This window comes from Thiomonas bhubaneswarensis (assembly GCF_001418255.1).
Classification (GTDB): Bacteria; Pseudomonadota; Gammaproteobacteria; order Burkholderiales; family Burkholderiaceae_C; genus Thiomonas; species Thiomonas bhubaneswarensis.
In genome coordinates this window covers 335,074-353,919 of record NZ_LIPV01000001.1, presented here as the reverse complement: position 1 = coordinate 353,919, position 18,846 = coordinate 335,074, and the positions used below count along the sequence as shown (strand labels likewise).

17 protein-coding genes are annotated in these 18,846 nt (G+C 65.1%); 11 read left to right on the top strand and 6 right to left on the bottom strand.

The window, feature by feature from the left end; all coding sequences use genetic code 11:
- Nucleotides 1-33: 33 nt before the first annotated feature.
- The 9 genes from ASC45_RS01725 (at nucleotide 34) to ASC45_RS01685 (ending at nucleotide 10,412) form a co-directional block, all read left to right on the top strand.
- A complete protein-coding gene (locus tag ASC45_RS01725) occupies nucleotides 34-1,470 on the top strand; it encodes a DUF3138 family protein (RefSeq protein WP_245609911.1) in 1,437 nt (478 codons plus the stop codon).
- 62 nt (nucleotides 1,471-1,532) lie between these two features.
- Nucleotides 1,533-1,907: a cupin domain-containing protein gene (locus ASC45_RS01720; protein WP_055449289.1), complete on the top strand. Its 375-nt coding sequence runs from the start codon at nucleotides 1,533-1,535 to the stop codon at nucleotides 1,905-1,907.
- Nucleotides 1,908-1,929: 22 nt separating this feature from the next.
- A complete protein-coding gene (locus ASC45_RS01715; RefSeq protein WP_055449288.1) occupies nucleotides 1,930-3,441 on the top strand; it encodes an aldehyde dehydrogenase in 1,512 nt (503 codons plus the stop codon).
- Between the two features lie 23 nt (nucleotides 3,442-3,464).
- Nucleotides 3,465-4,754 (top strand): 4-aminobutyrate--2-oxoglutarate transaminase, encoded by a 1,290-nt coding sequence (gabT, locus tag ASC45_RS01710; protein ID WP_055449287.1) that lies wholly within the window; start codon nucleotides 3,465-3,467, stop codon nucleotides 4,752-4,754.
- A 10-nt stretch (nucleotides 4,755-4,764) separates the two neighbouring features.
- Nucleotides 4,765-6,075, top strand: a complete 1,311-nt coding sequence (locus ASC45_RS01705; RefSeq protein WP_055449286.1) for a glutamine synthetase — start codon at nucleotides 4,765-4,767, stop codon at nucleotides 6,073-6,075.
- A gap of 122 nt (nucleotides 6,076-6,197) precedes the next feature.
- On the top strand, nucleotides 6,198-7,418 hold the full coding sequence (locus ASC45_RS01700) for an ABC transporter ATP-binding protein (protein WP_082454200.1): 1,221 nt from the start codon (nucleotides 6,198-6,200) through the stop codon (nucleotides 7,416-7,418).
- Nucleotides 7,415-8,689 carry a polyamine ABC transporter substrate-binding protein gene (locus ASC45_RS01695; protein ID WP_055449285.1) on the top strand — a complete coding sequence of 425 codons (1,275 nt, stop codon included), beginning with the start codon at nucleotides 7,415-7,417 and terminating at the stop codon, nucleotides 8,687-8,689. Before ASC45_RS01700 ends, ASC45_RS01695 begins: the two co-directional genes overlap by 4 nt.
- A gap of 135 nt (nucleotides 8,690-8,824) precedes the next feature.
- Nucleotides 8,825-9,595 carry an ABC transporter permease gene (locus ASC45_RS01690; protein ID WP_245609910.1) on the top strand — a complete coding sequence of 257 codons (771 nt, stop codon included), beginning with the start codon at nucleotides 8,825-8,827 and terminating at the stop codon, nucleotides 9,593-9,595.
- Complete coding sequence (locus ASC45_RS01685; protein ID WP_055449283.1) at nucleotides 9,582-10,412, top strand: ABC transporter permease; 831 nt, start codon at nucleotides 9,582-9,584, stop codon at nucleotides 10,410-10,412. The genes ASC45_RS01690 and ASC45_RS01685 overlap by 14 nt, the downstream gene beginning before the upstream one ends.
- Before the next feature lie 7 nt (nucleotides 10,413-10,419).
- Here the strand turns inward: ASC45_RS01685 and ASC45_RS01680 are convergent, their stop codons facing one another.
- The 6 genes from ASC45_RS01680 to ASC45_RS01655 all read right to left on the bottom strand — a co-directional run bounded on the left by ASC45_RS01680 (nucleotide 10,420) and on the right by ASC45_RS01655 (nucleotide 15,498).
- Complete coding sequence (locus ASC45_RS01680) at nucleotides 10,420-11,265, bottom strand: SDR family oxidoreductase (protein ID WP_055449282.1); 846 nt, start codon at nucleotides 11,263-11,265, stop codon at nucleotides 10,420-10,422.
- Entirely contained in the window at nucleotides 11,262-11,870 is a 609-nt protein-coding gene (gene lptC / locus ASC45_RS01675; RefSeq protein WP_245609909.1) for an LPS export ABC transporter periplasmic protein LptC, read from the bottom strand. Before lptC ends, ASC45_RS01680 begins: the two co-directional genes overlap by 4 nt.
- A 25-nt stretch (nucleotides 11,871-11,895) precedes the next feature.
- The gene (locus ASC45_RS01670; RefSeq protein WP_055449280.1) at nucleotides 11,896-12,534 is read right to left on the bottom strand and encodes a KdsC family phosphatase; all 639 of its coding nucleotides are present in this window, start codon (nucleotides 12,532-12,534) and stop codon (nucleotides 11,896-11,898) included.
- A gap of 18 nt (nucleotides 12,535-12,552) precedes the next feature.
- A complete protein-coding gene (locus ASC45_RS01665; protein ID WP_055449279.1) occupies nucleotides 12,553-13,551 on the bottom strand; it encodes a KpsF/GutQ family sugar-phosphate isomerase in 999 nt (332 codons plus the stop codon).
- 206 nt (nucleotides 13,552-13,757) lie between these two features.
- Nucleotides 13,758-14,393: a response regulator gene (locus tag ASC45_RS01660; protein WP_055449278.1), complete on the bottom strand. Its 636-nt coding sequence runs from the start codon at nucleotides 14,391-14,393 to the stop codon at nucleotides 13,758-13,760.
- Nucleotides 14,386-15,498, bottom strand: coding sequence for a PAS domain-containing sensor histidine kinase (locus tag ASC45_RS01655; RefSeq protein WP_082454184.1), 1,113 nt, complete (start codon nucleotides 15,496-15,498; stop codon nucleotides 14,386-14,388). The genes ASC45_RS01660 and ASC45_RS01655 overlap by 8 nt, the downstream gene beginning before the upstream one ends.
- Before the next feature lie 405 nt (nucleotides 15,499-15,903).
- On the opposite strand from ASC45_RS01655, the gene ASC45_RS01650 reads away from it, so the two are divergent.
- Both ASC45_RS01650 and ASC45_RS01645 read left to right on the top strand, forming a co-directional pair.
- On the top strand, nucleotides 15,904-17,532 hold the full coding sequence (locus ASC45_RS01650; RefSeq protein WP_245609908.1) for a hypothetical protein: 1,629 nt from the start codon (nucleotides 15,904-15,906) through the stop codon (nucleotides 17,530-17,532).
- Nucleotides 17,533-17,690: 158 nt separating this feature from the next.
- Complete coding sequence (locus ASC45_RS01645) at nucleotides 17,691-18,818, top strand: acyltransferase family protein (protein WP_082454182.1); 1,128 nt, start codon at nucleotides 17,691-17,693, stop codon at nucleotides 18,816-18,818.
- Nucleotides 18,819-18,846: the final 28 nt, after the last annotated feature.

Below are 18,846 nucleotides of genomic sequence, written 5' to 3'. Positions count from 1 at the left end.
ACCTGTCAAATCAACAAAACCTGGAGGCTCACCATGATGAACAAGTTCAAACTCACCGTGCTGGCGGCCAGCATGGGGCTGGCTCCGCTGGCGCATGCCGACACCAACGCCGACATCCTCAACGAGCTGCAGGCCCTCAAGGCCAAGGTGCAGCAGCTCGAAGCGCAGGTCAAGGCGCAGCAGACGCAGATCACCGACAACCAGAAGGCCACCGACGAGGCCACCCAAACCGCCAACCATGCCGATGTGCAAGTGTCGGGCATCAAGCAAGAGACCGAATCCTCCGGCTTCAAAGGCCTGAAGGTCAGCGGCATGATCGCTCCGGCCTACGTCTACAACCAGGATCAGCAGGCCAGTTCCTTCGTCTTTCTGAATCGTTCGAACGGGGACCCCGGCGCCTATTCGCTCTACAACTACGACAATTCCTACTTCGGCGGCGCCTACATCCAGTTCCAGAAAGAGACCGCTGGCGGTGTGATGTGGAACCTGACTCTGGCGCCCGACCGTGGCAACGGGGTGAACATGAACGGCAACTCCATCGTGAACGAGGCCTCGGTGGCGATTCCGCTGAACAACGACACCAAGCTGATCGCCGGTCAGATTCCCGACTGGGAGGGCTACGAATCCGTTTGGGATAACCAGACCAAGCCAATCACCCACAACCTGCTGTTCGATTTCACCGAATTGCTGACTTATACCGGCGTTGGCCTGGATCAGTCCGTGGGCAACTGGGAATGGAAGGCCATGGTGGCGAACATGAACTCGCCCCGCTACTACTACGGCGGAGACGGTGGCCGCGCCCCCGCCGTGGTGTTCCGCGCCGACTACACCCCGCCGGGCTACGACAATGCCGACATCGGCTTCTGGGGCATGGTGGGCAAGCTGCCTAACAGCAACGTGGCTGCCGACGGCACCACCCCGCTGTTCCCCACCGGCACTTCCACCGCGCAGATGTTCGAGGTGGACGGCTACCTGACCCAGGGCGACTGGGGCTATTACGGCCAGTTGGGCTACGGCCAGCAGACCGGTGCGGCCTACAACGGCGGCAAGGCCAAGTGGTGGGGCGCCTCGGGCATGCTGACCTACAACTTCACCCCGCGCTTCCTCGGCTTCGCACGCGCCGATTACCTCAACAACAGCAGCAACGGCGGCGGCCTGCCAGGCGGGTATATGAACGCGTCAAGCTCTGTCGACGCTCTCGGCGGTAGCGCCTTCAACGGCATCAATGGCTTTGGCCCGGGTTACACGTACGACCCGGTGGCCGGTGCCTGGACCATCACCGACCCGAACAAGGGCGCCAATCGCTTTGCCCTGTCGCTGGGCTGGAATTACCTGCTCACCGAATCGACCACGCTGAAGATGGAGTACCGCTACGACCGTGCCAACCTCGCCACCTTCTACAACGTGTCTGACGGCACATACAAGAAGAGCAACAACCTGCTCGCCGCTTCCGTGGTCGTGAGCTTCTGATCTGTGTTTTGCGGCGGCGGGCGCCTTGCCTGCCGCCGATTCGTTTCCCCCTCGAACCCATCATGCCCCACCCCATCGCCTTCACAACGACCGGGGTGGCGCCCGAAGCCTTCTCGCCGACCGAAGGCCGCATCCTTCGCGGCAACCCGCAGCAACAGGCCTGGAATCACTACACCGACCCCACCGGCCAGTTCTCCGCAGGCATCTGGCAGGGCGAACCCGGCGCCTGGCGGGTGCTTTACGACCCGCATGAAGAAGAGTTCTGCGTGCTGCTCGAAGGGCGCATGACCCTCACCGCAGACGACGGCACAGCGCAGTCTTTTCACGCCGGAGACGCCTTCGTCGTGCCCGGTGGATTCAGCGGCGTCTGGGAAAACCACACCCGGGTGCGCAAGCACTACGCCATCATGGCGCTACAGAAAAAGAACGAGACCTAAATCCCTCACCCAGGAGATTCGCATGACCGAGAACTTCAACCGCATCTGGCATCAACACGCGGCCGACCTGATCCAGCGTGGCATCGATGGTCGCATGGTGATCGACGGCCGCCGCTGGAACGCCGCCGACGGCAGTCTGTTCGACTGCATTTCTCCCATCGACGGCAAGGTGATCGCGCGCGTCGCCCGAGGCAAGGCGGCCGACATCAACCGTGCCGTGGCCAGCGCCCGCGCCGCCTTCGCCGATCGCCGCTGGGCCGGCCAGCCGCCTGCGGCGCGCAAGAAGGTGCTGGTGGCCTTTGCCGAGGCCATGCGCGACGCGCGTGACGAACTCGCCCTGCTCGAAACCCTCGACATGGGCAAGCCCATCAAGAACAGCCTGTCCACCGATGTGGTGGCCGCCGCCCGTTGCATCCAGTGGTATGGCGAGGCGGTGGACAAGATCTACGACGAGATCGCCCCCACCGGCAGCAGCGCCCTTGCCCTGGTCACCCGCGAAGCCATGGGCGTGGTCGGCGCCATCGTGCCCTGGAATTACCCGATGCTCATGGCCTCGTGGAAGCTGGGCCCGGCACTTGCCGCGGGCAACAGCGTGGTGCTCAAACCCTCGGAAAAATCGCCGCTCACCGCGCTGCGCCTGGCCGAGCTGGCGCTCGAAGCCGGTCTGCCCGAAGGCGTGTTCAACGTGGTGCCCGGCTTCGGCCACGAGGCTGGCGAAGCGCTGGCGCTGCACATGGATGTCGATGCGATCGGCTTCACCGGCTCCACCCGAACCGGGCGGCGCATGCTGGAGTACGCCAGCCGCAGCAACCTCAAGCGCGTGTACAACGAACTTGGCGGCAAGTCGGCCAACATCGTGTTCGCCGATTTCGACGATCTCGATCGCGCCGCCAGCACGGCCATCGGCAGCATGTTCTACAACCAGGGCGAGAGCTGCAACGCGCCTTCGCGCCTGCTGGTGCAAGAGAGCATCGCCGATGCGTTTGTCGAGAAACTCGCCGCGCTCACCCCGCAATACCACCCGGCCGACCCGCTCGATGCTTCGACCGTGCTCGGCGCGCTGGTGGACGAAACCCAGACGCAGACCGTGCTGGGCTACATCCAGGCCGGCATCGACGAAGGGGCGAAGTGCGTGGCCGGAGGCTGCCGCGCGCTGCAGGAGACCGGCGGCCAGTACGTGGCGCCCACCGTGTTCGACGGGGTGAAGAACAGCATGAAAATCGCCCGTGAGGAGATCTTCGGCCCGGTGCTTTCGGTCATCCGCTTCAAGACGGAAGAGGAAGCCATTGCCCTGGCCAACGACAGCGCCTATGGCCTGCACGCGGGCGTATGGTCGCGCAATATCGACCGCGCGGTGCGCGTGTCGCGGGCGCTGCAGGCAGGCACGGTGCACGTCAACCAGTATGACGAGGACGACATCACCGTGCCCTTCGGCGGCGTGAAGCAGTCGGGCAACGGCCGCGACAAGTCGCTGCACGCCTTCGACAAATACACCGAACTCAAGACCACCTGGATTCGCATCGACGCGAAATGATTCCGGCCTACGGAGAACCCACCATGAACCACTCACTCAATGAACAACTGCAAGCCCGCCGCGCCGCTGCCACCCCGCGCGGCGTGGGCGTGATGGCCGGCTTCTATGCCGACCGCGCCGAGGGCGCAGAGCTCTGGGATGTCGAAGGCCAGCGCTACATCGACTTCGCTGGGGGCATCGCCGTGCTCAACGTCGGCCATCGCCATCCCAGGATCGTCGCCGCCATCGAGACGCAGTTACAACGCTTCACCCACACCTGCTATCAGGTCGTGCCGTATGAAAGCTACGTGGCCCTGGCCGAGCAGCTCAACACCCTCACGCCCGGCACCCATGCCAAGAAGACCGCGCTGTTCTCCACTGGCGCAGAAGCCGTGGAAAACGCGGTGAAGATCGCCCGCGCCCATACCAAGCGCGGCGGCGTGATCGCTTTTGGCGGCGCGTTTCACGGCCGCAGCCTGTTCGCCGTGTCGCTGACCGGCAAGGTGCAGCCGTACAAGGCCGACTTCGGCCCCTTCCCGCCCGAGATCTACCATGCGCCCTTCCCCGCAGAAGGCGTGCCGCTGGCCGAGGTGAAGAAGGCCGTGGAGCACATCTTCAAGGCCGACATCGAACCCGCGCGCGTGGCCGCCATCATCTTCGAACCCATCCAGGGCGAAGGCGGTTTCAACGTCATTTCCGCGGAGGCGGTGAAGTGGCTGCGCGAGCTGTGCGACCAGCACGGCATCGTGCTCATCGCCGATGAGGTGCAGACCGGATTCGGCCGTACCGGCAAGCTCTTTGCCATGGAGCACTTCTTCGAGCAGACCGGCGTGCTGCCCGACCTCATGACCATCGCCAAATCGCTGGCCGCGGGCACGCCGCTGTCGGCGGTGACCGGCCGGGCCGAGATCATGGACGCACCCGCCCCCGGCGGTCTGGGCGGCACCTATGCCGGCAACCCGCTGGCCGTCGCCGCCGCGCATGCGGTAATCGAGGTCATGCGAGACGAGCAGTTGCCAGCGCGCGGGCAGAAGCTCGGCGACAAGCTCAAGGCCCGGCTGAACGCGCGCCGTGGCGACGTCAAGCAGATCGCCGACGTGCGCGGTCTGGGCGCCATGGTGGCGGTGCAGTTCAACGACCCGGCCACGGGCAAGCCCGACGCCGACTTCACCAAGCGCGTGCAGGCCGAGGCGCTCAAACGCCACCTCATCCTGCTGACCTGCGGCGTGGACTACAACGTGGTGCGCTTCCTGTTTCCGCTGACCATCACCGAGGCCGTGTTCGCCGAGGCGTTGGACATCCTCGACGCCTCGCTGCTTGCGGCCAAGCTCTGACGGTATCGCGATGGAGGGTCAACCCGCCGTCTCGTCCATCGCCGAGTCGCTGGCCGAGCAGGGCATCCACACCCTGCTGGTGCAGTTCACCGACCTGATGGGCGAGGCCAAGGGCAAGCTGGTGCCGCTGCACCAGTTGGGCACCGTGCTGCGCAACGGCGCGGGCTTCGCCGGGCCGTCCATCGTCGGCACCGGGCTGCCCCGCACAGGGCCGCGCAGCGAGTACTACGCCCGCGGCGACGCCACGACCTTGCAACCGTTGCCCTGGCTTGCGGGAGTGGCGCGCATCGTCGGTGACGGCTTCGTCGATGCGGAGCCCTTCGACGCTTGCCCCCGACAGATACTGCGCCGCGCCACGGCGCGCCTGGCCGACCGCGGCTGGACGCTGCAGGTCGGCATCGAGCCCGAGTTCTTTCTGCTCCAACCGGGTATGGAGGGTCTCGTTCCATTCGACGAGCGCGACCGCCTCGCCAAACCTTCGTATGACTTGCACAGCCTGCTGCGCCAGTGGCCGCTGCTGCACACCCTGCGTGAATGGCTCGAAGCCTGTGGCCTGACGGTGCTGCAGATCGACCACGAAGACGCCAACGGCCAATACGAAATCAATTTTCTTCACGCCGAGGCGCTGGTCAGTGCCGACCGGCTGATGCTGTTCAAGCTCGCCGCACATGCAGCGGCCGAGCGCCATGGCGCGGTGTTCTCTACCCATCCCAAGCCTCTCGCTGATCAGCCCGGCAGCGGCCTGCATTTCCACGTTTCACTGTGGCAAGGCGAGCAGCCGGTGTTCGATGCGGTGCCGAGTGAGGGTGAACTGTCCGCGCTGGGTCGGCACTTCGTCGCCGGGGTGCTGGCGCACACGCCCGGGCTTTGCGCCCTGGCCGCGCCTATTGCCGCCAGCTATGTGCGGCTGGGCGCCACGCACAGCCAATCGGGCAGCACCTGGGCACCCAGCGTGGCGGCGCATGGCCCGAACAACCGCACCGCGCTCGTGCGCACCCTGATGGGCCGCTTCGAGTGGCGCTTGCCCGATGCCGCGGCCAATCCGTATCTGGCGCTGGCTGGGCTGATCGCGGCCGGGCTGGACGGCATCGACCGCGCGCTCGAACCTCCTCCAGCCTGCGCCGCCGATCTTGCCGAGAACGCGCTGGCCGCGGCCAGCGCGCCCCCATTACCCTCCGATCTCAGGGCCGCGGCACAGGCGTTGCTGGCCGATCCAGTGCTGTGCGCGGCGTTGGGTGACACCGCCGCCGAGCAACTGGCCGCACTGCAACTGGCGGAATACGCGGCAAGCCGCAGAACCGTGCCCCAACACGAAGCTTGACGCTGCACCATCGCAGGGCTTTGCCTTGTGCTTCCGGCCATTGTGGTGCGGCGCCGCAAAGTGTTACGGATCAGCATCTTTCTTACATCACGGCGACCCGGGGCCGCCCTATGATCGACCGCATGTTGCACACACTGGCTCCGCGCTCGGTGCTGTTGACCGACGCATCCATCTCCGCGCAAGGCAGTGCCCTTGGGGCGGATCCTGGCGCCGTGGGCGTGCCCGAAGGCGATCTGCGCATCGAGCGGGTGAGCAAGACCTATGGTGGCAACCGCGTGGTCGATGACGTCTCGCTGCATATCGGCGCGGGTGAGTTCTTCAGCCTGCTCGGCCCTTCGGGCGGAGGCAAGACCACCACGCTGAACATGGTGGGCGGCTTCGATCTGCCCGAGGCCGGGCGCATCGTGCTGGGCGGCACCGACATCACCCAACTTCCCGCGCATCGCCGCCCGATCAACACGGTGTTCCAGTCGTACGCGCTGTTCCCGCATCTGGACGTGTTCGAGAACGTGGCCTTCGGTCTGCGCCGTCGCGGCGCGGACGCCGCGGAGATACGCCGCCGTGTGGCCGAAATGCTCGAACTCGTGGCGCTCACGGGCCACGAAAAGCGCCGCCCGGCGCAGCTCTCCGGCGGCCAGCAGCAGCGGGTGGCGCTGGCGCGGGCACTGGTCAACCGCCCGCGCCTGTTGCTGCTCGACGAGCCGCTCGGAGCGCTGGACATGAAGCTGCGCAAACAGATGCAGATCGAGCTCAAGCGCATCCAGTCCGAGGTCGGCATCACGTTTCTGTTCGTGACCCACGACCAGGAGGAGGCGATGGTGATGTCCGACCGGTTGGCGGTGATGTCCGGTGGGCGGGTGATGCAGGTGGGCGAACCGCACGCGGTGTACGATCAGCCGGACAACGCCTTCGTCGCCACCTTCCTTGGCGCCTCCAATCTGCTCGACGGTCGACTCGTGGGCAGCGAAGGCGGCCTGCTGCGGGTGCGTCTACACGACGGCACCGAGCTACTGGCGCGGCCCTGCGCGGCTGGCGAAGATCGGGCCGATGCGGCGGTGCAGGTCGGGGTGAGGCCGGAGAAGATTGTGCTGCACTCGCCCGACGCCGAGCTGCCCTCCGGCTGGAACGGTCTGCGTGGTCAAGTCGAGCTGGTGACCTATATCGGCGTGAGCCATCAATACAGCATCGCGGTGGAAGGCGGCGCGCGCTTCACCGTGGTGGCGCAGAACCTCGGCGCGGGCTTGTACCCGCGATGCGGCGATGCGGTGCGGCTGGGCTGGCAGCCACACCACACGTTCATGGTCGAACCCCCCCAGCCTCACACTCCTGGAGCCAGAACATGACGCACCATCCTGACGACGATCCTCCCGACCTGCGTGGCCTGCCCGCGGCCTTGCTGCGCGGCCTCACCCAGCCGCGACTGTCGCAGAGCCCGGCGATGCAGAGCCGGCGCAACTTTCTGCTCGCCGCAGCGGGCCTGCTGGGCGCGGGCGCTCTGGGCCTGCCCGGCGTGGCGCAGGCCGCATGGACCAAGCGCAGCCCGGCGCAGTGGGAAGCCTGGTGGAAGGCACAGAAGCCCACCAAAGAGCTGGTGTTTGCCAACTGGCCGCTCTACATCGACGTGACCAAGGCGGGCAAGCACCCCACGCTGGAGATGTTCAGCAAACAGACCGGCATCGCGGTGAAGTACCTGGAGCCCATCCAGTCCAACCCCGAGTTTTTCGCCAAGATCGCCCCGCTGCTCAAGGCCGGCGAGCCCATCGGCTACGACATCGCGGTGATGACCAACGACAGCTACCAGTTCACCGAACTGCTGCAGCAGGGCTGGGCGATTCCGCTGTGGAAGGAGAAGCTGCCCAACGTCTGGAAGAACGCCGACCCGAGCATCCTCAACCCGGTCTATGACCCACACAACACCTACACCACGGTGTGGCAGTCGGGCTTCACCGGCATAGGCTACAACCCCAAGCTGACCAAGCGCGAGATCACCTCGGTGGCCGACCTCTGGGACCCTGCCTTCAAGGGGCATGTGGGCATGTTCAAGAACCCCACGCAGTACGGCGACTTCGGCCTGCTCAAGCTCGGCATCGACCCTGCCAAGGCCACGGTGGACGACTGGAAGAAAGCCGCCAAGGAACTGATGCAGCAGCGCAAGGACGGGCTGGTGCGGCAGTATTACGACCAGAGCTATATCAAGGCGCTGGAAAGCGGCGACACCTGGATTTCGATGGCCTGGTCGGGCGATATCTACCAGGCCAACACCCAGGGCTACAAAGACCTGAAGTTCATCATCCCCAAGGAAGGGGCTATGTACTGGCACGACAACATGTTCATCCCGCAGGGGGCGAAGAACCCGCTATCGGCCCTCGAATGGATGAACTTCTACTACACCCCGGAGATCGCCGGTCTGGTGGAAGACTACGTCAACTACATCTGCCCCGTTCCCGCGGCGCAGGCCTATATCCGCGACGTCATCAAAGACCCGGCGGTGGCCGACAGCCCGCTGGTGTTCCCCGACAAGGCGATGATGGCCAAGGCGCGCAACTACTTCGTGTTCAAGGACTACGCCGAGTTCCAGGAATACCTGCGCATCTTTAATCCGGTGGTGGAGTGAGGCGGTGAACGCCCAAGCCGCCGAGAGCGGCGCACCAAGCGGCGCTGGCGCTTCACTCGCGCCGCCGCGCCTTACCTGCTCAGCCTGCCGGCCTGGGCCTACCTGCTGCTGTTCTTCGTGGTGCCGCTGGGGGCCATGCTCATGCTCTCGGCGGCCAGCGGCGACCCGATCTCGGGCTACACCTACAGCGGGCATTACATCGAGTTCTGGCACGCACTGCACCGCTACCACCGCCAGTTCGTGCGCGCCTTTGAGTACGGCGGTCTGTCCACCGCCATCACCTTTGCCGTGGCGTATCCGGCGGCGTACTGGATCGCGTTTCACGGCGGACGCCACAAGGCCGGTTATCTGTTCCTGCTGCTGTTACCGTTCTTCGTCACCTTCGTCATTCGCACCCTGGCGTGGCAGTTCATCCTGTCCGATCAGGGCATCGTGTTGGGCACGCTCAAACACTGGGGTCTGCTGCCGCAAAGCGCGCATGTGCTGTCCACCGCGCCAGCGGTGATCGGGGGCCTGGTCTACAACCGCCTGCCGTATTACGTGATGCCGCTGTTCGTCGCGCTGGAGAAAATCGATCGCCGTCTGCTGCGCGCCGCTGAAGACCTGTACGCCAGCCCGCTGCAAGGCTTTCTGCGCGTGGTGCTGCCGCTGTCCATGCCGGGCATTTTCGCCGGTTTCCTGCTGGTCTTCATCACCAATACCGGTGACTATGTGAATGCCGAAATCCTCGGTGGTCCGGGCACGCTGATGGTGGGCAACATCATCAACAACAACTTTTTCGTCGATCAGGATTATCCCATGGCTGCGGCGCTGTCGACGCTGCTGCTGCTGGCCATGTTGTTGATCATCGCGCTGTATGCGCGCGCCTTCGGCACCGAGAGCATCCAGGACTATGCCGCCTCCTGAGCGCTTCTCGCCGCCCGTGCACCGGCCGAGTCGGGCCTGGGGACAGGCGCTTCTTCAGGCCTACACCTGGCTGCTCATCGCCCTGGTGCTGGTGCCGATTGCGGTGATGGTGGTGTACAGCTTCAACCATACGCCCAATGGCCGCGTCACGCTGTTCTGGCATGGTTTCACGTTGTTCTGGTATGCGCACGCTTTTGGCATCGCCGACCTGACCTCGGCGCTGCTTCATTCGCTGGAGATCGGCTTCGCCAGCACCGCCATCGCGCTGCTGCTGGGCACGCCGATGGCGCTGGCGATGGGCCGATGGCGCTTTCGCGGCAAGGCGATGTCCGACCTACTGGTCTTCATCGACATCGCCGCACCCTCGGTGGTGGTGGGGGCGTCGCTGCTGTCGTTTTTCATTGCGCTGAACGTGCCGCAGGGGCTGCTCACCATCCTGATTGCGCATGTGGCCTTTGAGTTGGCCTTCGTCGTGGCGGTGGTGCGTGCGAGGGTGTCGGGTTTGGATCGCCTAATCGACCGCGCCGCAGCCGACCTGGGCGCCACGCCGTGGCAGATCTTCCGCCATGTCACTTTCCCGCTGATCCTGCCAGGTGTCGTGGCTGCGGGGGCACTGGCCTTCGGGCTGTCGATCGACGATGTGATCATCACCAACTTTGTCGCAGGACCCAAGCTCACCTTTCCACTGTGGGTGTATGGGGCGGTGAAGATCGGCATCCCGCCGCAGGTGTTCGTACTCAGCACCTTAATTTTCCTGGGGGGGCTGCTGCTGGCTGCGGCCAACTGGGTCTACAGCCGTCGCCGCGCGGTCGTTTGATGCAGGGCTATTTGCGGCGGATGCGGTTGCGCCGGGTCATGGCATGGCATGGATCGCATTCGTCCTTGCGCGGCTTGCGGCCGTAGCGTCCGGCGTAGCGGTCGAAAATCGCCCGCGGCACGACGTGCAAAAACTTGCTGAGCACGGCCATCTGCCAGGGTATGGTGGCGTAGGCGCGTCCGGCGTCGATCGCGCGCAGGGCGCGGTGGGCGAACACCACGGGACTGATGAGAAAGGGCATGCGGAAGCGGTTGCCCGCGGTCATGGCGGTGGCGACATAGCCGGGGCTGATGGTCACCACCTTCACGCCGCTGGGCCGCAGTTCCACCCGCAGGCTTTCGAGTGAGCGGATCAGGGCGGCCTTGCTGGCGCAGTAGGCCGAGTGGCAGGGCAGGCCGCGCACCCCGGCCACGCTGGCGATACCCACCAGCGCCCCGCTGCCGCGCGCGCGCATCGGCGCGATGAAGGGAGCCAGGGTTGCCAGCGCTGCGGTCCAGTTGACTTCCATGATGTTGGCGGCCACGTCCAGATCGTCCGCCTGCGACAGATCGACCCCGTGGCTGATGCCGGCGTTGGCAATGACCACCTGCGGGCAGCCCCATTCGCGCAGCAGCGTATCGGCTTCGGTGCGGAGACGGCCTGCGTCGCGCACATCGGCGGCGATGAGGCGCACGCGCTTGGCGTCGGTCGGGTCGAGCCCGGCCGCGCGGACGACTTCTTCCAGGCGCTCGGCGCGACGCGCGATCAACACCAGCCGCCAGCCGCGCGAGGCGTAGGCCGAGGCCAGCGCCGCGCCGATGCCGCTCGACGCGCCGGTGAGCAGGACGATCGGGGCATGGGGCGCGATCGTCATGGTGAGTTGGCCTGCGTGGAAGCGCCGGGGACGATGACGGCCTTCACCCGCCCCTGCATCGAGGCGGTGCCGGCGATGGCGTTGAAGTCCACCGTGTTGGCGGAGAACACGGTTTGCCCCTGTTGCACCACCGTGGGCTGGTTGGACTGAATGATCTGCTGCTGCGGAAAGATGTTGAGAAAATCGCCGCGCACGATCAGTGGCGGCTGCCCCCCTGTGCCGCTGCGCTCCACCACGGCGTGACCGAACAACTGAATATTGCTGCCGTCCTTGTTGGCCAGGCCGCGCTGGGCGCTGGCCGTGGTCACGATGCCCTGCGGGCTGACAGCCCGCAGTTGCGGCGCGGTGATCTCGAAGGTATCGGTGTCGGGTCGGTGATCCATCTGCGTGCCTTGCAGCACCGCACCAAGCTGGCCCTGGGCGTTGTAGCTGGCCGCCGAGAACTCGTGCAGCATGTAATCGGGCAGGGCGGAGTGCGCCGGGCCGATCTTCGGCCCTTGCTCGGCGCGCATCACCACTTGCGCCACCCACCAGCTGAACGCAGCCGCCAGGGCCAGCAGCACAATGGGGCTCCAGGCGCTCAGACGCAGCCAGAGCTGTCGCATGTTCATATGCATTGCCGGTTGCCTGTCAACGCGCGCTGGGCCATACCGCACCGGGCGCGGCCAGGGTGCCGGTGACGGGGTCGATGGCTGGCCTCGGCGGTGTATGGGGTGCGCCGTCGAGGGCGTCCTGCAGCAGCGCGGCGTAGGCGCCACGCGCCGTCAGCAGCAGGTCGCAGACCTCGCGCACCGCGCCCAGCCCGGCCGGGGCGCGGGTGATATGCCTTACGCGCGCCAGCACCTCCGGGTGGCTTTGCGGCGGCGCTGCGCTGAACCCGGCGCGCGCGATGAGGGCCAGGTCGGGCCAGTCGTCACCGATGATGGCGACCTGTGTCCAGTTCAACTGGAGCTGCTCGATCAGGCTCTGCGCGGCGGGCAGCTTGGCGCTGCTTCCCAGCACGCTGTGCCGCAGACCCAGTTCGGCAATGCGCGCGCGCAGCGGCGGACTGTCGCGCCCGGAGATGACAACCGGCTCGATGCCCGTGCTCATCAGCAGCTTGAGGCCGTGGCCGTCGAGGGTGGAAAAGCGCTTGAGCTCCTCGCCCTGGGCGCCGTAGAGCAGATCGCCGGGGGTGAGCACGCCGTCGACATCGAGCAGCAGCAGGCGCACGTCGAGCGCAGCGAGAATGAGTTCGGGGTCGAAGGCGAGGCGGGGCGTGGCGTCCATGGCAAGGCGAGGTTCGGGTCAGATGACCTTGGCGGCGAAAAGATCGTGCATGTTGAGCGCGCCGACGGGGCGGCCCTGCGGGTCGGCCACGAGCAACTGGTTGATGCGATATTGCTCCATGAGCTGCACCGCCTCGACCGCCAGCGCGTCCGGGCCGATGGTGCGTGGCTGCGGATGCATGGCCTGCTGCGCCTGCAGCGTGTTGAGGTTGGCACCCTTTTCGATGAGCCGCCGCAGATCGCCGTCGGTGATGATGCCCGCCAGCACGCCCTGGACATCGACCACGGCGGTCATGCCCAGACCCTTGGCGGTGATTTCCATCAACGCAGCGGTGAAGGGCGCGTCGCCCGTCACCGTGGGCACGGCATCGCCACTGCGCATCACGTCGCGAACATGGGTGAGCAGCTTGCGCCCCAGGCTGCCGCCGGGGTGGGTGCGGGCGAAATCATCCGGACCGAAGCCGCGGGCGTCGAGCAGGGCGACGGCCAGGGCGTCACCCAGCGCGAGCTGGGCGGTCGTGCTCGCGGTGGGGGCCAGATTGAGCGGGCAGGCTTCCTGCTCCACCGCGCAATCGAGCAGGATGTCGGCATGCCGCGCGAGGGTCGAGTCGGTGCGACCCGTCATGCTGATGAGGGTGGCGCCCAGGCGCTTGACCTGCGGCACGATGCGGGTGAGCTCCTCGGTCTCGCCCGAGTTGGACAGCGCCAGGAACACATCTTGACGTGTGACCATGCCCAGATCGCCGTGACTGGCCTCGGCCGGGTGGACGAAATAGGCCGGTGTGCCGGTGGAGGCGAAGGTGGCCGCAATCTTGCGACCCACATGGCCCGATTTGCCCATGCCCGAAACCACCACCCGCCCGCTGCTCTGCAGAATGCACTGCACCGCCTGCGCCAGGGCACGCGACAAAGGCGGGCTGGCCAGGCGCTCGCGCAGGGCCACCAGGGCGCGGGTTTCGATATCCAGGGTGTCTCGCGCGAGTTGCACCGCGCGGTCAGGCGAGAAGGGAGCTTGCATCAGCGGCAGTATAAAAACCGCGGCGCTTCGTGTCTGGGCAGTGGTCAGAGCTTGTGTATTTTTCGGCCGTGGCCGAAAGGCGCGTCAAAACGCCCCCGCTCGAGGCGCAAAGCACAGCCATAGCCCGAGCTATGGCGAGCATTTGCAACGAAGAGCAGGGGCGCTTTGGCGTGCAAGGCGGGCATGGCTGAAATGTTCACAAGCTCTCAGCTCACGATGCCCTGGTGCATGGCGTAACGCACCAGGTCGGCGTCGTTGTCGAGGGCGAGTTTGTGCATCAGCCGGGTCTTGTGCGTGCTCACCGTCTTGCAACTGATGTGCAGTTCATCCGCGACCTGATTGACCGACTTGCCTTCGACCAGGCGCATGAACACCTGCATTTCGCGATCGGAGAGCCGGGCATGAGGCGCCTCGGAGGCGGCGCCTTCGTTCATGTAATTGGCCAGCTGCTCGGCCACGCCCGGGGTGAGATAGCGCCCGCCCTGAACGACTTTGTGAATGGCCTCGACCAGCACATCGGGGCTGCAGCCCTTGGTCAGATAACCGGCCGCGCCGCCGCGCAGCGCACGCAGCGCGAACTGCTGCTCGGGATGCATGCTCAGAATGAGGACCGGCAACTCGGGATGCGCGAGCTTGATGCGCTTGAGCAGATCGAGCCCGCTGCCCTGCGGCATCGACAGATCGAGCAGCACCGCGCTCCAGGGCTGGTCGCGGATGGTCTGCATGGCCAGGGTGACATCGCTGCACCACTGCGCCTGCATGCCGTTGGAGTCGAGAAAGCGCGCCAGACTCTCGCCCAGCAAGGCATGGTCGTCGATGATGAGCACGCGCAGTTCATCCACGAGCGGTCTCCCCGGCCACGGGCAGGCAGACCCTCACCCGCACGCCGCCGTGGGGCGACTGATCGAGCTGGAAGTTGCCGTCGAAAACCGCCGCACGTTCACGCATGCCGCGAAGGCCCCGCGACGGCGGCGCACCCGCCACCGTCGCGGGGCTGTAACCCACGCCGTCGTCCTCGACCGAAATGCACACCCGCCCGTCGTCGGCCTCGAAGCAGCGCACCCACGCCTTCCGTGCCTTGGCGTGTCGCGCCACGTTCGTCAGGCCCTCTTGCGCGACGCGGAAAAGCTCTGTGGCGATCAGATCGTCCACCTCACGGCTGACCTTCATCTGGGTGATCACGCGCAAGTCGTAGCGCTTGGCGTATTGCTCGGCCATCCAGCGCAATGCGGCCTCCAGCCCCAGATCGAGCACGCTCGGCCGCAGTTCCGCCGCCACCCGACGACCGGCATCGGCAGCGGCGCGGATGAGCTTGTCGACGTTGTCGAACAGCACCGCCGATTCAGGGGCGCCAAACCTGCGACGCAGCAAGGCCATGTCCATTTGCAGCGCGGTGAGCACCTGCCCGAGATCGTCATGCAGATCGCGCGCCATTCGCGCCCGCTCGGCCTCCCGTACCGACTCCAGATGCGAGGCCGTCTGCCGCAAATCGGTGGACTGATCGAGCAACTGCGATTCACGCAAGTGGCTTTGCGTCACGTTGAGCATGATGCCGACCGACTCGGCCGCCAGCGCGCCCGTCGCGCGGGTGCGGGCGCGAAGGTTCACCCACTTCAGGCCGTGCGGAGTGTGCATTCGACCCTCCCAGTTCCACTGCCCCGAGCCGACACTCGCCTGCAGCCCGGCATGGAAAGCGGGCAGATCCCGAGCGTCGATCAGGTCCAGAACGCTTTTCGCCGAAGCCAACAAGGCGCCCGCAGGAAGGCCCAGCACGGCCTCGCAGCTCGCACTGGCGAAATCGAAATGCAGCTGTGCCCCCTCATGGCGCAGACGGAAGACGAAGCCCGGCAGCTGTTCGATCAGATCGCGCGGATCGACCGCCGCAATCGGCCGTGGCGCCACTCGAGCCGATGAATCTTCAGCATGGTTTTGCTTCGAAGGGGTCATTTTGTGATGTGCAGTGGGCGTGGCGCCTGTGCATCCGACTTTCATGCATGCTACACGCAGAGACTATCAGAAATTTCTGACAGTAGAATCAGCAATTTCCGATGCACCCTGTCAGGGTGCGCCGATCGCCATGATGTCGGAAAAAATCGACAATTCGCTCCAGCGTCCGGGTATTTTTTGTTGACATCCTCTTGAACTTGGGTTGCATCAAGGCGGCCCCATAAACAAGTCGAAGCTTCAAAACAACGCCATTGTGTCGTTGATGTGTAACAAAACGTCTATTAGATTTCGTTTTTTTGCGGCGATGGCGGAGACCCCGCTTGTAGATCCGTCCATTTTGACGGCCAAGCGCCAGTGTGGAGCAAACGAGCCATGCCGGTGTAGTGCCCATTTGAGGGAGTTGCCATGAATATTTCCAGGATCAAGGTCGCAGGCGCCGCACTTTTCGCGGCCATCTACCTGACGGCCTGTGGCGGAGGCGGGACCACCGGCGTCGCCTCTGCTGACACCTCGTCGACTGGGACTGCGGCCATCGCCAGCCCGCAACCGACCGTCACCGGCGGCACGGCATCGCCCACGCTAGGCGCTGCTCCCACGACGAGCCAGACGCCTACAACTGCTACGGCACCCACAACGCCCGTCTCGACCACGCCCGCACCGATCACTCCAGTGTCGACGACCTGCGCGCCCACGACCGTCAATATCGCCAGTGGTTTGACCGACTACGGCAAGGCTCTGCGCCCGTTCTCCCCGCTGGCCAAGCCCGCCAAGCTGCAGCGCGTGGATGATCCCGACTTCCCCGGCACCAAGATCGTGCGCATCACCGATACCCTGGCCGACTTCAACGCCAACGTCACCATTCCCGCGTATCCCACGACGCAAGCCTGGAACTGCGACGAAAGCCGCTTCGTGCTCTACGTCACTGGTGCCAAGACCGGTGGCAAGCAAGGCTGGGCCATGTTCGACGGCAAGACCTACGCCTTCATCAAGTTCCTGCCCATCAACCCGCCCGACATCGAGCAGTTTTACTGGAGCCATTCCGACCCGACCAAGCTGGTCTACATCGACAACCGTGAATCCGGCGGCACCATCATCATGAAAATGATGGAGATCAACGTCGAAACCGGCGTGCAAACGCAAGTGTTCGACTTCGCCCCGCTCATCAAGGCACAAGGCTGGCCCACCACCGGGCCGGTGCGCGCAGGTTATCCGTTCTACAGCGGCGGCGATCTGGAATTGTGGGGCTTGGGCGCGGGCGGCATCCCGAACGTGAGCGGGCAGCTCGGCCTCAACGCCTTCGGCTTCAACGCCAAGACCGGCAAGATGACCCGCTACAACGGCATCCCCCTGGCGCAGGCGAGGGGCACCACGCCGTTTCCGCTGAAATCCGGCAAGGGATGGGCCTGGCCCGATTGGGCGAACCACACCACCGTCGTGTTCGACCTGAACGGCAATATCGTGCGCACCGTGCAGTTCGACGCTATCGAGCACCTCGACAGCTCGATCAACGCGAAGGGCGAAGACCTGCTGGTGGGCACGCAATACGATGGCCCGTCGGGCAGCGGCAACCTCATGGTGGCGAACCTCTCCACCGGCGCTGTCAGCACCGTCATCGGCGTGAGCAAGGGCGACGGCTATCCCCGCACCAGCACCCTCATCAGCTCGGGCGCATGGAAGCAACCGGGCTGGGTGACCATGGGCGTGACCGGCAGCCCCTATGGCAGCACGGCGGACAATGGCAGCAACAACGCGCCGGTGGCAAACCCGCAGACCTATATCGACCAGGAGGTCAGCGTGGCCAACGTGGATACTGGCGCCGTGTTCCGTGTTGCGCATCACCGCTCCACCGGTCATTACAGCAACGCCCCGGTGAACAACTATTGGGCGCAGACCAACGTGACGCCTAGCCCCAGCGGCACACGCATTCTGGTGCAGAGCGATTGGGGCAACGCCAACCCGAAGGCGCCGGTGATCAACCCGAATGCTTCGGTGGACACCTACGTCATCGAGCTGCCGTCCTACAAGCCCAACTGATGCGTTTTGTCCGCCCCGCAGCAGCGGGGCGGATTCCCGATGCACCACGGCCGAGTCGCCCGTGGCTAGAACGGGGGGTGTTCAATATCGGTTTCCTGACCTAAGTTCCGCGCGTCAAGCGGCAACGCAGGCATGCGATCCCACTCCCTCGCCAGACCATGGAAGAACAACATCGCCTCAGAGTCCTCGACGGCCTTCGCGCTGTCGCGATCCTGCTGGTCATCGGCTACCACTATTTCGTCCGCTGGACGCCGCCTCTGTCTGAGGCCAATCTCTACCCCTATGGCGATCTGGGTGCGCATTTCTGGCTGTTCGAATATGGCGATTTTGGTGTCGAGCTGTTTTTCATCATTTCTGGCTTTGTGATCAGCATGACGCTGTTCCGGTGTCGGAGCATCGGGCATTTTTTCTGGAAGCGGTTTTCACGCCTGTTTCCCACCATGCTGATTTGTTCGCTGCTGACGTTTGCCGTGTTGCATGCGTTGCCACAGAATGCGTTTTCGCCGCAGTGGCGCGACTTTCTCCCCAGTCTGACCTTCACCGACCCGCTGTTGTGGAGCAAAGCGTTCGGCACACCGTTCAAGGCCGTCGATGGTGCGTACTGGTCGCTGTTCGTCGAGGTGAAGTTTTATCTGTGGGTGAGCATCATCTATTTCACTTTTGGCGCACAGAGGTTCTTTCGGGCCTTCGCCTGGCTGTTCGGCGCGCTGGTGCTGGCCTATCTCGGTATGCGCGCGCTGGACTTTCCGCATCTCTGGGGGATCGACTTCGTTTTTGCGCTCAGCTCCCTGCCGTGGTTCGTGGCGGGCATCGGGTTTTATGCCCTTTATGCCGACGCCGACAGCCGCATCGGTAGGGTGTTGCTGGTCGAGGCCGTGGTGGCGCTGGCCACGCTGCAACTCGGCTTGCGCGCCGGGACGGTATGGCCGCTGATCGTCATCGGTCTGTCCTACGCCGTTTTTCTGGCTTTTCTGTTTCGGCCGCGCTGGGTGGCGTGGCTGGGGTATCGCCCCCTTGCTGCGGTGGGTGTGGCCAGTTACAGCCTTTATCTGCTGCACCAATCCATCGGCGTGGCCATTCTCGATATGGTGCGGCAGCACTTCGGGACGGAGAGCAGTGCGGCTTCGGCCCTGCTGGCGCCGTTATTGGCTGTGGCCATGATTCTGGCTTCCCTGGCCGTTTACCGATTGTGGGAAGTTCCGGCCAAGAATGCCCTTTTGTCCTGGGCGGCGGGCAGACGCTCCGCCTCCGCCGCCGTCGATCAACCCGTGCGCGAAGCCCCCTGAATCAGGCCCGAACGCACCTCATTTTGTA